The organism is Allohahella marinimesophila, from assembly GCF_039538005.1.
Lineage (GTDB): Bacteria > Pseudomonadota > Gammaproteobacteria > Pseudomonadales > Oleiphilaceae > Allohahella > Allohahella marinimesophila.
In genome coordinates this window covers 25,020-38,211 of sequence record NZ_BAABBO010000021.1, presented here as the reverse complement: position 1 = coordinate 38,211, position 13,192 = coordinate 25,020, and the positions used below count along the sequence as shown (strand labels likewise).

Genomic DNA, 13,192 nt, shown 5'->3' with positions numbered 1-13,192 from the left:
ATGGAAAATAACAAATCGATGTCAGGTAGCTACCTGAAATTTTTCGCCATGATTGCGACCTCAATGGTTGTGATGTTTTGTCTGATGTATCTGAATTCCTATCAGATAATCGATCATGCCTGGTTCAGTGAGACTCGCGTTTTCATGACGCTTATAATGGGGGGTGGCATGATCATCGTCATGCTGGCCTTCATGCTGGGGATGTATCGGAGTAGTAAAGCGAACGTCGCCGTGTTCTGTAGTGGGGGGCTGCTGATCCTACTGGGCGTCTGGCTGGTGCGCAGCCAGATCATCGTTGACGGCGTAGACTACATGCAAGGCATGATACCGCACCACTCGATAGCGATACTGACCAGTGAGCGCGCCAAGATAACCGATCCTCGCGTGCGCAAGTTGGCCGATGAAATCATTGACGCCCAGCGTAAAGAAATCAAGGCAATGGAATGGTTGATCAATGACATCGAAAAGAACGGCCTGGCAGAGGGTGAGGCCGCCGCCGCACTTCGCCCGGTGCCAAAGTTCGCTCCCACTCCGGAGTGAGCTGAATAACAGAAAAGTTAAGCGGCGTTCAGTTCTGTTTCAGCTTGGCCTGTTTAAATGAGTTCGTAAGCAAGAAAAACCCAGAGGACTCAACCATGAACATGATCATCAAGACACTCGCGATTACTTTAACGTTAACTGCAGCGGGGGTGGCTTCAGCAGATACCGGACTGGCTGATCGAATCAATGAAGCACGGACTTATCCTTTCAAGACAGCCGGCGATACTTTCTTCTCCAGTGAATCACACCGCAAGGTTGTTCAGTTGGTGAAGGAAATTCACAAGATCGATCCAAATTCGGTGGATAAGGCAAAGCGAGACGAGTTGCATGAGCAACTTCACAGAGAGCTCGAGTTGCACGCTGTTCGCTAGTCGAACAGGACTGTGCATGTATACCCTAATGGCCACGGATGGCCGTCGTTGCAGTCCTCTCAGCCATAGTGAGCTCGACCTTAACACACAGGCCGCCAAGTCTGGCCGATGCTGAAATGTCCATCACACCCCCATAGCCACTGACAAGCTCTCTTACGATAGCGAGCCCAAGCCCGTGGCCTTCGCGCTGATCATCGATACGGAAGCCACGATTACCCAAAAGTGAACGTTGATCTTCAGGTACGCCTGGTCCGTCATCCTCCACCTGAATGCAGAACTGGCGTTGAGAGCCTTCCAGGGTGACAACAACGACAGAACTCGCCCACTTCCCGGCATTGTCCACCAGGTTTCCCAAAAGCTCATTGAAATCCTGCTCTTCGATAGGCCAGCGGTCACTAGGGCCGAAACCACTCTCCAACTCAAAACGCTTCTGCGGGTACAGGCGCCCAAGCATCCAGAGCAAATTGCGAGCCTGGCTCGATAAACTGGCCGTCTTACCGGCCTGTGGACCTGACAGGCGATTTCGGCGCAGCTCGGCGTCCAATTGGCGATGCAGCGTTCGCAGCCGATCAGTCATCTGCTGACGCAGCGCCTGATCGATTTCAACAGTCGGGTCCTCGAGGATCTGCGTCAGGGCTGTCACCGGGGTCTTGATGCTATGCGAAAGATTGCCCAGCGCCTCTCTGGACTTCTGTATTTGTTTGTCGAGCGTATCGAGCAAACTGTTGAGCTGCCTGACGAGGCCAAGAAACTCAACCGGCGTAGCCTGGTCGAAACGACTGATCCGCCCGGCCTGCAGGTCAGCCAGACTGTGGCGAAGCGCCTTCAATGGACGCAGTGAAAGATGAATCGCCGCAATAATGAGCACAACGAGCATGCACAGCAGGACAACGGAGACCACACCAACCCAGAGGTGAAGTCTGGCCTCATCACTTTCGAGCTGTTCGAGGTCCTCTGCAACAATGACCACACCCGGCTGGCCTTCAATACGGAACGGTTGTTGAACCGCGTAGAGGCGCCTCTGGTCGACGACGATGAACAGTTTCTCAGACGTGGTGGGCAACTCAAGGGGCTCCAGGGCTGCAGCGAGATCCTGCGGATTTGACCAGCTCTGCAAGCCTATCCTGATCGCCACCATATGGTGGAAGGCTTCTGCAAAAAACGTATCGTTCTCGAACCAACTGTCCAGATCGGGATACTCTTCCTCGATCCTGCTCACAATATAGTCGGCCTCCTGCTGTAGCCGATCGCTGAGAAAGTTCCTGAGCATGGCATCCATAAGTGCGCCATGAACGACCCAGGCGATCAGCATTAATACGGTAGCGAATGGGAGCAACCAGAGCAGCAGTGTACTTCTGATCGAACGGCGGGCCCTAGTCATCAGGTTTGAAGCAGTAGCCCTGGCCGCGCATGGTCAGAATCGAGGACTTGCCGACTATGGAGCGGAGCCGATGAATATAGGCTTCGATGGTATTCGCACTTGCTTCCGTATCAAGATCATAGAGCTGTTCCAGAAGCTCCTGCTTGGAAATGATCCAGCCTGGCCGACTCAAGAGGGCCCTCAGCAGACGAAACTCTGTTGCGGTGAGGACTTGCCAACCGTCGGTCGTCTGGACCTGCTGTCTGTCACCGTCGAGAACAAAGTTGCCAGCACTGAGTCGGTTCTCCGCGCGACCCTCACTACGGCGAACGAGGGCGTGAAGTCTGGCCAGCAGTTCTTCCATATGAAAAGGCTTCGCCAGATAGTCGTCTGCGCCTGCTTTCAGACCATTGACCTTGTCCTGCCAGTCACCTCGGGCAGTGAGAAGCAGAACAGGCAACCGCTTGCCAGCCTCGCGCCATCGGCGAAGAACATCGAGGCCATTGCCATCCGGCAGGCCTATGTCAACCACGGCGACTTTGTAATCTTCCTGGAGGCCAAGCTGGAGGGCGCTCTGCGCCGAAGCCACCTGATCGACTACGAAGCCACCAGCCATAAGATTTCTACAGGTAGCTTGTGCCAGCATCATGTCATCTTCGACCAGTAGTAATCTCATTAAGGTTGGCCAGTCAGATTGAGAAAGTGGACGGTGTTGCGCTAGCTGAGCAGAATGCCTCACCAAGCTTAAACGAAACTGAATTACCTGACTTTACGCGCTGTTACAGATAAATGAAATCACTCCGGCTTTCCGGAATTTAAGCGAATTTGCTTTGCACTGTGGGCGGGAGTCTGCTAAAAAATGCTGATGAATCGTCGCGCAGTAAAAGTCTGGTTGGTCCTTACATTGGTATTTCTGATGCCGATGCAGGTCTTTGCGGCCGGAATTCGGTGTCATACCGGTACGCAGCAGTCATCGAACATTGCTGCTTCATCGCATGCGCATACTGGGTCGGCAGATCACCTTTCCAATATCGATTCTGCTGAGCTAGCCGACGACTCACATGCCCAAGGGGCACATGAGAAGAGTGTTCAGAAGCAGGCCAAGTGCACGCACTGCTCTCCATGCTGCGCGGGTTCCATTCTGATGCTCGATTCCGGATCAGATCTTTTCGAAGCCAGAGCGGTTCACGTCGGCTCGGGTTTAGCTTCGCTTTACGTGTATTCATTACTCCCTGCGCTTGATCGCCCCCCTCGAACTACCTCCATTTCCTGAGTCTAGTCAAACGTAGATCCTCGGCTGGATTTTGATTGTCCTGCCGATATCTGAAGACGAAGTAATGTGAGGACCTCATGTCTTTCAAATTTCATACCCGTATTGTTTACGGTCTCTGTTTGCTTGGCCTTGGCGCCGCCTGGACAGCCCATGCCGAAGAGTCTCCCGTCGATTCGAAGGACAGCTGTGTCTGCGAAAGTTCTGCACACGAGGGCGTATCTGCACACAAGGGCGTAGCAGTCATCAATGACTGGAAGCCCGTCTTCGCTGACTACGAAGCGTTCAATGAACAGCCAGTGTTGTCTTGGGAGCGACTCAACGAGCGCGTCGGAGAAATTGGGGGCTGGCGCGTTTACGCGATGGAGCCCTATGAAGACGATGAAGAGATGTCTTCTGAAGAGATGTCTTCTGAAGAGATGCCTTCACACGGAGGTAATCACCAATGAATACGCTCAGCCCACTCCGTCCTGCGCTGCTACTGGCCATAGTCATTGCCAGCGGTTGCGCCTCGGTCGATATTTCTGAATCAGTCAAGCAGACCAATGAGCGCGCAAGCGCTTTCACTGGTGGTGAGCTGCAACTTGGCACGACAGACGAACAGCGATCAGACATGCAGGCCGCTGCAACTGAACTGCTGAAGCAGCCCCTTGGCGAAGCTGAGGCAGTTCGAGTCGCCCTGTTGAACAGTCCGCGTATGCAGTTGCTCGTTGCCCGGTACTGGGCAAACGCTGCAGCCATTGCCGATGAAGGCCGCATACCGAACCCTGTTTTTGCCTTTGAGCGCATCGAGGTCGGAGATGAACTCGAAATCACCCGCGCATTGTCGATTGGACTGATCGATATCCTCACTTATCCACAACGCTACGACCGTGCCCAACAGGCCCTGGCAGCCGCTCAGCTTGGATTGACTTCGACAGTCATCGGAGAAGTCACTGCTGTTCGTCAGGCATGGGTACAGGCCGTGGGTGCGCGTGAGCGTCTCGGGTATGCCGAGCAGGTGTATCAAAGCGGTGAGGCAAGTGCCGAACTGGCCCAGCGTATGAAAGCCGCCGGTAACTTCAGTGAACTAGCGCGAGCCCGTCAGCAGGTGTTTTATTCTGATGCTGCGACGTCGCTGGCAAACGCCCGGCATGAGGCACTGCGTGCCCGCGAATCACTGGTGCAAGTCCTGGGTCTTACAGAAAAGCAGTATGGCGCTCTGAAATTACCAGACAGGCTACCGAAAATACCTGACGCGCCGGTCAATGCCGAGGCCATAGGCACCATGGCGGTCGAAGAACGGCTCGATGTGCAAATGGCTAAAGCGGAGTTTGAAGCCGCCGCAGAAGCTCAGGGCTTCACACTATTGACCAGCTTTACCGACATCGAGGTGGGTGCCATTCGTGAGACTGCCTTCGGAGACGAAGGGCGCGAGTCCGCCTGGGGCTACGAGTTCGAATTGACCCTGCCGCTGTTCAACTGGGGCGGGATGGCCAGGGAAGCCATGAATGCCAGGACTCTGGCTGCGGCAAATAATCTCGAGCTCACGCTGCGTACGGTCAGCTCCGAACTTCGAGAGCAGTATTCGACCTATCGTAGCGCCTACGATATTGCGCTGCACTACCGCACCAATGTGATTCCGCTGCGACAGAAAATCATGGATGAATCAGTACTGCGCTATAACGGCATGATTATCGGTGTCTTCGAATTATTGGCAGATTACCGAAGTCACGTCGCCGCGGTGGTTTCGGCAATCAACGCGAATCAGGCCTTCTGGATGGCCGAGGCGGGCCTGAAGTCGGCGCGCGCTGGCGTATCAATGGGTGCCGCTTCATCTCTTTCCGATCAACCCAATGCTTCCGGAGGTGACGATGAAGGTCACTGATCAGCGTCAACTGGCCGCCGCAGCGGCACAACGACGAGACTTTCTGAAATTTGCCAGCATGACTGGCGGTATGGTCGCTGCCGCAGGCGTCAGCAGGGTCGCCATGTCGGCATTGCCTGAGCCTGTGATTCAGACCAGTACCGATACCATGCCACCGCTCGTTCCTGAAACAGGACGGCCTTACAATCCGGTCGTCACGCTCAATAGCTGGACACTGCCCTGGCGCATGAAGAACGGCGTGAAGGAATTTCACCTCGTCGCCGAGCCCGTGGTACGTGAAATGACGCCCGGTTTCAAGGCGCATCTCTGGGGGTACAACGGCCAGTCGCCAGGTCCAACCATCGAAGTAGTTGAAGGCGACCGGGTGCGCATATTCGTGACGAATCGTCTGCCGGAGCATACCAGTGTGCATTGGCACGGCCAGCGCCTGCCAAACGGTATGGATGGGGTGACAGGGCTGACGCAGCCAGCCATTCCCGCCGGCAAGACCTTTGTCTATGAATTCATGGCCAGACGGCCTGGTACCTTCATGTACCACCCACACGCCGACGAAATGACACAGATGGCCATGGGCATGATGGGCTTCTGGGTAACCCATCCAAAGGGCAATCATCCGCTCATCGATCCGGTCGATCGAGACTTCTGCATCATGCTCAATGCCTATGACATCGATCCTGGCAGTTATACGCCGAAGATCATGACCATGCTCGACTTCAATCTGTGGTCGTGGAACAGCCGAATCTTTCCAGGCATCGATTCACTCAACGTGCGTCATAACGACCGGGTGCGCATCCGCGTCGGTAACCTCACCATGACCAATCACCCAATGCATCTGCACGGTCATGAATTCGAGGTCACTGGCACCGATGGCGGGCCAACACCGAAGGGCTCGCGCTGGCCAGAAGTCACCGCCGACGTAGCCGTCGGGCAGATGCGGCAGATCGAATTCCTGGCCGATGAGGAAGGCGATTGGGCGTTTCACTGCCACAAGAGCCATCACACCATGAACGCCATGGGTCACGATGTGCCTACGCTTATTGGTGTCGATCACACCGGCCTGACGAAAAAGATTACCCAGCTGATTCCGGATTATATGGTCATGGGTGAGCGCGGCATGGCGGATATGGCTGAGATGGATATGCCGATTCCAGAAAATACTGCGCGAATGATGACCGGGGAAGGGCAGTTCGGCTCTGTGGAGATGGGCGGCATGTTCAGCATGGTCAAGGTTCGCAAGAATCAGGCGAGAGGGGATTACAGCGATCCAGGCTTTTACGATCATCCCAAGGGTACGGTGGCCTATGAGTTTGAGGGGGAGGTGCCTGTGGCTAGTCGGTCAAACGACGCAGGTGCATCTGCGATGAGCCCAGTCCACAAACCGTCAAAAGACATTGAGGTTAAGGCACGAAAACCGGGTGCCGCTTCAAGTAGCCATGAACACTAAAAGTAAACCAATGTAGTGAAAAGGGAGTAAGTCATGTTTAAAAGTATGATTGGTCAGTTGAAGTATGCGGCGCCGCTTTATTTGGTGTTAGGAAGCTCATTGGTAGCGGCCCACGGCGACAAGCACAAGGCTGAAGCCAGTGGACCTGTCGACAAGACCCAACAGATCTGGGGTATGGCTGCTGATCCGGGCAAGAGCGACAAGACGATCACGATGGCGCTGTCCGATAACATGCGTTTCTCGCCATCCACGGTCACCGTCCAGGAAGGAGATACAGTGACTTTCAAACTCAAGAACGACGGCGCCATCATGCACGAATTCGTGCTCGGCACCAAAGAGACTCTCGAGGAGCATGCTGCGTTGATGGTGAAATTTCCAGGCATGGAGCACAGCGAACCCTATATGGCTCACGTACCCCCGGGAGAAACTCGAGAGGTAAACTGGACCTTCAACAAGCCTGGCGAATTCGATTTCGCCTGTTTGATCGCAGGCCATTATCAGGCCGGCATGGTCGGTACAGTCACCGTCGAAGTAAAATAAATCATTCAGATCGATTCAACGAAAGGACATCAGCAATGACTATCAAGCATTTTGTATTGGCAAGCGCACTTCTGACAGTTTCACTGGCAAACACTTTCGCAGTCGCCGATTCAGGTCACGGCCATGACAAAGCCATGAAGAAGGATGGCGGTATGATGATGGAAGACGGCAAGATGATGGAAGGCGACATGGGCAAAATGGACGGCATGATGAAAGACAAGCATGCCGACGCCATGACCAAGGGAACCCTCCGTAAGGTGGATACCGAAGCTCGAACCCTCACCATCAAGCACGGCCCTATCAAGAACCTGGGTATGCCGCCGATGACCATGGTTTTTCAGACTGAAGACAGTGTCGATCTGAGCGAGCTGGAAGCTGGCGACAAGGTGGAGTTCAAGGTCGTCGACAAGAGCGGCAAGATGACGGTAACTGAAATCAAAGCAGCAAACTGAGGATAGGAGGGTACCAACAGTGAATCGACGATCATCGCTCGCAGACCCTCATCGCCGGGAGCTGCTCAGAATGGCGGGGGCTGGTTTTTTTCTCACCGGCATCAACAGCGTTCTGCCTTTGCCTGCCTGGGCTGCCACTGCTGCGCAGGGGCTGGCCACACATGAGATCAAGGATAGGTATGATCTCACGGTGGGCTATGCGCCGCTCACGATTGACGGCCGGCAGTCCAGGGCTACTGCCATTAACGGCACTGTGCCAGCGCCGTTAATCAGACTGCGGGAGGGTGACTTCATCAATCTCAATGTGACCAATGAGCTCGATGATGACAGCTCGATTCACTGGCATGGCATTCTCGTGCCCTTCCCAATGGATGGGGTGCCCGGCATCAACTTCAAAGGTATTCCTCCCGGGGATACCTATCACTACAAGTACCGTCTCAAGCAGGCAGGAACCTATTGGTATCACAGCCACAGCCGGTTCCAGGAACAGACCGGCATGTATGGTCCTCTGATCATCGAGCCCAGAGAGCCGGAGCCGTTCAAGTATCAGCGTGACCACGTAGTCGTGCTCTCCGACTGGGCTTTCGAGGATCCTGAAACTATCTTCCGCAACATCAATCTTGCTGGCGATTACTACAATTTTCAGCGCCGTACAGTAGGCGACTTCTTCGACGAAGTCAGCCGCAAAGGCCTGGGCGACGCAATTGCAGACCGCGCGGCCTGGGGCAAGATGCGCATGATGCCTGTCGATCTGGCGGATGTGACGGGTCATGCTTACACCTATCTCATGAACGGCAACTCGCCCGATATGAACTGGACTGGTCTGTTCGAGCCCGGAGAGACAATTCGCCTCCGATTCATCAACGCCTCCGCGATGAGCACCTTTGATGTGCGGATCCCGGGACTCGACATGACTGTGGTCATGGTCGACGGTAAGCCAGTCAAGCCAGTCGAGTTTCATGAGTTCAGAATTGGTGTGGCCGAGACCTACGATGTGCTCGTCCGTCCAACCGCCGAACAGGCATTCACCATCTTCGCTGAGTCACTCGATCGTAGTGGCTTCGCCCGCGGTACACTGGCCCCGGAAGCCAACATGACGGCAGCGGTTCCGGCGCTGCGGCCAAGGCCGGTGCGGGATCTGGCTGATATTGGCATGGGCATGATGGATGACATGCAGCCTGGGGATGAGTGGGACGGCCCGGATGGCAAAAAGGAGATGAAGAAAGGTGGCATGAAGAAAATGCCCAGCATGAAAGGTATGAAAGAGGGTGACACCGCCGTGCCAGGACCAAACGGTCCCACACCTTTCAAGCCAGACAAGAGCAATACCAATGTCGCTATGGTCATCTCCAATCCACAGGATCGCCTCGGTGAGCCTGGCATCGGTCTCGGTGACGATGGCTGGAAGGTACTGACGTACAAGGATCTGAGATCAGCAGCCCCACAGCCCTATAAGGCTGAGATAGATCGTGAAATGACCATCAATATTACCGCGAACATGGAACGCTACATGTTCTCCTTTGATGGCAAGAAATTCAGCGAGCACGATGGGCCCTATCTTTTCAAACATAACGAGCGATTGCGCCTATGGATGGTGAATCACACCATGATGGAGCACCCGATTCACCTCCACGGTATGTGGATGCAGCTTGAAAATGGCGGCAGCAATGACGAGATTCCGTTCAAGCACACTGTGTTGGTAAAGCCCGGAGAGAAACTGGCAGTCAGGATAACGCCGATCGAAAAGGGCGACTGGGCCTTTCACTGCCATCTTCTGTATCACCTGGAGGCAGGGATGTTTCAGGTCATGCGTGTGGCATAAAGGAGAATCATGATGAAAAACTGGACAGCTGCAATTTTCGCGGTTCTCCCTTTGGCTACCTTCGCCACTCATGCCGTGTGGGCTGACGAGCGAACAGGAGAGGTACCCAACGCGGCGATCACGGCGCCGCTACCGGAGGACTATGACGATACACCAGCGCCACCGCCTGAGGGCAAGGCCATTCGTAAGATGGCTGTGGATGAGCCTGGCAAAGCGGCTGGTAATTTCGGAACCCTGCCGGTCCAAGACGATGGCATCTTCGCAACGCTCGTCTTCGACCGCTTCGAGCACCGTTTTAAGGATGGGCCTGATATGGCGCTCTGGGATCTCACCGGCTGGGTCGGTGAAGATTACAACAAGCTGTATATCGAAAGCGAAGGCACTGCCGATACCGAGAAGGGTGGTGTCGAGGAGGCTGAACTGGAACTCCTCTATGGTCGCAACATTGCCAGTTTCTGGGATCTGCAGGCAGGCCTGCGACACGATTTCATTCCCAGCAAGGCTGATCGCGATTTTCTGGCCTTTGGTGTGCAGGGGCTTGCGCCTTACTGGTTCGAAGTTGATGCCACAGCCTACATCAGCGACGATGGCGATGTATCTGCCATCGTCGAAGTGGAGTACAGCATGCGGCTGACCCAGCGGCTCTATCTGCAGCCACGATTCGAAACTTCGCTCGCCTTGCAGACCGTAGAGGCTTACAACATTGGCTCAGGCGTCAATGGCTTCGAACTCGGCCTACGTATGGGCTATGAGATCATACGGCGTTTTGCGCCCTATATCGGCGTCGAGTGGGAGCAGAACGTTGGCTCTACCAAAAACATGCTCGAAAAAGCAGGTGAGGATACGAGCAAGACGGCGGCTGTTGCCGGTCTGCGCTTCTGGTTCTGAAGTATATGTGCCGTCTTCATCCACCATTGAGCGAAGGCCGTATCTGCTGAGGCAATACGGTTTCGAAGCAGAGGAACGAATGACTGCAATCAAGGCAATTCTCGGACTGCTCATAGTCGTTGTGATCGGTATCGTCGGCTTCGCCTACTCTGGCCTCTACAACGTGGCCGCAGACGAGCCGCACTTCGGCGTCACGCGCTGGCTTCTTAATACCACAATGGCTCGCTCGATCGCCGTTCGTGATGACGATATCGTAGCGCCCGATAATCTCGAATCGAGCGCCAGGATAGACCGTGGAGCTCAGATGTATGCCCGCATCTGCGCTGGCTGTCATCTAGGGCCTGGTGTCGACCCTACTGCCATACACGTCGGGATGAAACCGCAGCCACCGCGGCTGAAGGAGCACATTGAGCATCACGCCCCAGCCAACCTGTTCTGGATCATCAAGCACGGTATCAAAATGTCAGGCATGCCTGCGCTTGGTCTCACTTTTGATGACAATCAGCTTTGGGACCTCGTTGCCTTTTTGCAGACTTTGCCTGAGCTTGATGCTCAACAGTATCGTCAGCAGACGGCGGGTAAGGAATAAGGGCTCGGCTACAGCGGTTTGAGCCTGGCACCAGACTGCGCCACAGAACAGTTGATTAGCTAGTGCCCATCCAGAAACCAATAAGCAGCTGATTTTTCATGGAATATTCTGAGAAAATATAAAAGAATCCTCTTGGATTTGGTATGTTTTAAGTGCGAACCAAAAACAGCCACCAAACAACCAGGAGGATCCAGCATGCGAAAGATCCGCAATGCTCAGACCAGTATATTTGAACAGTACTCAAATCACGAGTATGGCGTCAGACTCCGGAAGCTATCGGAGATCCTGGACAGGCACCCGGAGATTCTGGAGCTGATAGCGGCAGATCTAATCGATACCTCAGTAGCCGCCGTGGGACGAACCGGCCTCAGCGCAGAAAGTGTCTTGCGCTGCCTGCTCTTGAGGCAACAACTGCGTTTGAGCTATGAACAGCTGGCCTTCCATTTGTCGGACTCGGTGACCTACCGAACGTTCGCCCGCTTGCCAGCTCACCTGTCGCCCAGCCGGTCCTGGCTGCAGTCGACGATTCGCAGCATCAAGCCAGAAACATTGGCGCAGGCGCATCAGGTATTTACAAAAAGCCTTGTGGATGGCGGTACTGCTTCCCGGGATAAGCTGCGTATCGACAGGCTCTGAGAATACTCAGCAAAGTGCCCCATATCCAGAGACAAGCTGAACTAGCCGAAAATGCATGTTTCTGGATGGGCACTAGTTAGATCTTCGCGGAAGTGGGCCTTCGAAAACACTGAACCGTAGTTAACAACAGCTTAGGTTGATAGTCACTGCACCTAGCTGTGTTTCCTGTCATTTTCCTCTGAACGAGTCATCCAAGGAGTTCATATGTTTAATCGAAATCTTTTGTCAGCCACCCAGCGCTTGCGCTTTACCGTTGGACAGATCGCTGCCGTGGGGGCGCTCTCCAGCGTGGCGAGCTTTTCACACGCGACAGCTATTATTCCTGGCCCCGCAGGCGAATTCGAAAAGAACTATCTAGAATTCATTCTCGACCACCACTATTCTGGCTTAAGGCCCACCGAACTTGCCGTTGGCACCGATACCGTAGGGCCTACTGAAAGTGATCCTTATCCCGGCAACCCGCCTAGTTATCCCTCCACTCCCGCCAAGTCCACTGATCCTGTCGTGTCAGATATTGCTGTGACCAGTAATGCTGCACAACGAGAGGAAATAGTGATTGGCCAAGGGTTTCTTGACCAGTGGTATGGCTACACGGCGGCTCTCGACGTGCCACCGTCTGGGCAAGTGCTCATTGATTCCCTGGAGGCGGCAGAAGCAGGCGCGCCCTTTGACATCGAATTTCTCATGGGCTTCTCTTTACACCACATCAGCGCAATCAGTCGCTCGTTGGAATGCCTCGACCACGCTGTCCACAGTGACTTGCTCAGCTACTGCGCAAACATTGTCGAAGCGCAAACCGAAGGCGTCTTGAAAATGCGCGACCAGCTTCAGTCCGAGTACGGTGTCGACTTTAACCCGCCCATTCCCGGCGGCGCCAACGAAGTACCCGTGCCTGCAACTCTAGGCCTGCTGGCAGGTGCACTCGCCCTCTTGAGATTTTCGCGCCGGCGCGTCACTACCCGCTAGGCAAGATAGAAAACGGGCATGGTGAAGACAGGTTAGAGGATGAATGATCGGCAGTGAGCTAGCCCCAGGTGATTGCGATGCCGTCAGCTGTGCAGTGACAGGCTGTCTGGATCACTTTAGCGATCCACCGATAATGGCGTGCACCACAGTGAGACGAATGTGCACCATAGTAAAAAGATGCAAGGATGCAAGAACGGCCACCAACTATCATCGCGATATATTGTGTCTGCTGCACAATCGCTGTGGCTAGCGGTTGCTCATCGACACCGTCTTCCAGTACGTCGGACACCCTAGCCAAAAGCAGCAACAGGACACGGTGACACTGCCTTCCCAGAACCCCGCGGCATAGGAGAATTTCTAGGCTTCTGGACAGGAGCGCTCGTTTCCCCGCTGTTTGGCCTTTGCAGCCTGCTTCGCCAGGACGGATTTTTCCACCCACGAGGGATT

Annotated in this window: 13 protein-coding genes and 1 pseudogene; 12 read left to right on the top strand and 2 right to left on the bottom strand. The window is 54.5% G+C overall.

Annotation, left to right across the window (positions count from 1 at the left end):
- Together ABD735_RS18620 and ABD735_RS18615 are read left to right on the top strand one after the other, a co-directional pair.
- Nucleotides 1–540 carry a DUF305 domain-containing protein gene (locus tag ABD735_RS18620; RefSeq protein WP_344809306.1) on the top strand — a complete coding sequence of 180 codons (540 nt, stop codon included), beginning with the start codon at nt 1–3 and terminating at the stop codon, nt 538–540.
- A gap of 95 nt (nt 541–635) precedes the next feature.
- The gene (locus ABD735_RS18615; RefSeq protein ID WP_344809304.1) at nt 636–911 is read left to right on the top strand and encodes a hypothetical protein; all 276 of its coding nucleotides are present in this window, start codon (nt 636–638) and stop codon (nt 909–911) included.
- Nucleotides 912–936: 25 nt separating this feature from the next.
- On the opposite strand, the gene ABD735_RS18610 is transcribed toward ABD735_RS18615, so the two are convergent.
- The gene (locus ABD735_RS18610) at nt 937–2,292 is read right to left on the bottom strand and encodes a sensor histidine kinase (protein WP_344809302.1); all 1,356 of its coding nucleotides are present in this window, start codon (nt 2,290–2,292) and stop codon (nt 937–939) included.
- Nucleotides 2,285–2,947, bottom strand: coding sequence for a response regulator transcription factor (locus ABD735_RS18605; protein WP_344809300.1), 663 nt, complete (start codon nt 2,945–2,947; stop codon nt 2,285–2,287). The genes ABD735_RS18610 and ABD735_RS18605 overlap by 8 nt, the downstream gene beginning before the upstream one ends.
- A gap of 674 nt (nt 2,948–3,621) precedes the next feature.
- On the opposite strand from ABD735_RS18605, the gene ABD735_RS18600 reads away from it, so the two are divergent.
- From ABD735_RS18600 to ABD735_RS18555, 10 genes and pseudogenes are all read left to right on the top strand, one after another.
- On the top strand, nt 3,622–3,990 hold the full coding sequence (locus ABD735_RS18600; protein ID WP_344809298.1) for a hypothetical protein: 369 nt from the start codon (nt 3,622–3,624) through the stop codon (nt 3,988–3,990).
- Nucleotides 3,987–5,408 carry a TolC family protein gene (locus ABD735_RS18595; protein ID WP_344809296.1) on the top strand — a complete coding sequence of 474 codons (1,422 nt, stop codon included), beginning with the start codon at nt 3,987–3,989 and terminating at the stop codon, nt 5,406–5,408. Before ABD735_RS18600 ends, ABD735_RS18595 begins: the two co-directional genes overlap by 4 nt.
- The gene (locus ABD735_RS18590) at nt 5,395–6,852 is read left to right on the top strand and encodes a multicopper oxidase family protein (protein ID WP_344809294.1); all 1,458 of its coding nucleotides are present in this window, start codon (nt 5,395–5,397) and stop codon (nt 6,850–6,852) included. The genes ABD735_RS18595 and ABD735_RS18590 overlap by 14 nt, the downstream gene beginning before the upstream one ends.
- Nucleotides 6,853–6,885: 33 nt before the next feature.
- Nucleotides 6,886–7,392, top strand: coding sequence for a cupredoxin domain-containing protein (locus ABD735_RS18585; RefSeq protein ID WP_344809292.1), 507 nt, complete (start codon nt 6,886–6,888; stop codon nt 7,390–7,392).
- 35 nt (nt 7,393–7,427) lie between these two features.
- Nucleotides 7,428–7,844 (top strand): copper-binding protein, encoded by a 417-nt coding sequence (locus ABD735_RS18580; RefSeq protein ID WP_344809290.1) that lies wholly within the window; start codon nt 7,428–7,430, stop codon nt 7,842–7,844.
- 19 nt (nt 7,845–7,863) lie between these two features.
- Complete coding sequence (locus ABD735_RS18575; RefSeq protein ID WP_344809288.1) at nt 7,864–9,666, top strand: copper resistance system multicopper oxidase; 1,803 nt, start codon at nt 7,864–7,866, stop codon at nt 9,664–9,666.
- 9 nt (nt 9,667–9,675) lie between these two features.
- Nucleotides 9,676–10,554 (top strand): copper resistance protein B, encoded by an 879-nt coding sequence (locus tag ABD735_RS18570; RefSeq protein ID WP_344809286.1) that lies wholly within the window; start codon nt 9,676–9,678, stop codon nt 10,552–10,554.
- A gap of 79 nt (nt 10,555–10,633) precedes the next feature.
- Nucleotides 10,634–11,143 (top strand): c-type cytochrome, encoded by a 510-nt coding sequence (locus ABD735_RS18565; RefSeq protein WP_344809284.1) that lies wholly within the window; start codon nt 10,634–10,636, stop codon nt 11,141–11,143.
- 195 nt (nt 11,144–11,338) lie between these two features.
- A pseudogene (locus tag ABD735_RS18560) lies at nt 11,339–11,770 on the top strand (transposase); the annotation flags it as partial.
- Between the two features lie 213 nt (nt 11,771–11,983).
- Nucleotides 11,984–12,745, top strand: coding sequence for a DUF305 domain-containing protein (locus ABD735_RS18555; RefSeq protein ID WP_344809282.1), 762 nt, complete (start codon nt 11,984–11,986; stop codon nt 12,743–12,745).
- Nucleotides 12,746–13,192: the final 447 nt, after the last annotated feature.

Excerpts from the sequence above, each read along its gene's own strand:
- ABD735_RS18555 (WP_344809282.1), top strand. The coding sequence starts at position 11,984 with ATGTTTAATCGAAATCTTTTGTCAGCCACCCAGCGCTTGCGCTTTACC.
- ABD735_RS18570 (WP_344809286.1), top strand. The coding sequence starts at position 9,676 with ATGATGAAAAACTGGACAGCTGCAATTTTCGCGGTTCTCCCTTTGGCT.
- ABD735_RS18565 (WP_344809284.1), top strand. The coding sequence starts at position 10,634 with ATGACTGCAATCAAGGCAATTCTCGGACTGCTCATAGTCGTTGTGATC.
- ABD735_RS18595 (WP_344809296.1), top strand. The coding sequence starts at position 3,987 with ATGAATACGCTCAGCCCACTCCGTCCTGCGCTGCTACTGGCCATAGTC.
- ABD735_RS18615 (WP_344809304.1), top strand. The coding sequence starts at position 636 with ATGAACATGATCATCAAGACACTCGCGATTACTTTAACGTTAACTGCA.
- ABD735_RS18620 (WP_344809306.1), top strand. The coding sequence starts at position 1 with ATGGAAAATAACAAATCGATGTCAGGTAGCTACCTGAAATTTTTCGCC.
- ABD735_RS18600 (WP_344809298.1), top strand. The coding sequence starts at position 3,622 with ATGTCTTTCAAATTTCATACCCGTATTGTTTACGGTCTCTGTTTGCTT.
- ABD735_RS18580 (WP_344809290.1), top strand. The coding sequence starts at position 7,428 with ATGACTATCAAGCATTTTGTATTGGCAAGCGCACTTCTGACAGTTTCA.
- ABD735_RS18585 (WP_344809292.1), top strand. The coding sequence starts at position 6,886 with ATGTTTAAAAGTATGATTGGTCAGTTGAAGTATGCGGCGCCGCTTTAT.
- ABD735_RS18610 (WP_344809302.1), bottom strand. The coding sequence starts at position 2,292 with ATGACTAGGGCCCGCCGTTCGATCAGAAGTACACTGCTGCTCTGGTTG.
- ABD735_RS18605 (WP_344809300.1), bottom strand. The coding sequence starts at position 2,947 with ATGAGATTACTACTGGTCGAAGATGACATGATGCTGGCACAAGCTACC.
- ABD735_RS18590 (WP_344809294.1), top strand. The coding sequence starts at position 5,395 with ATGAAGGTCACTGATCAGCGTCAACTGGCCGCCGCAGCGGCACAACGA.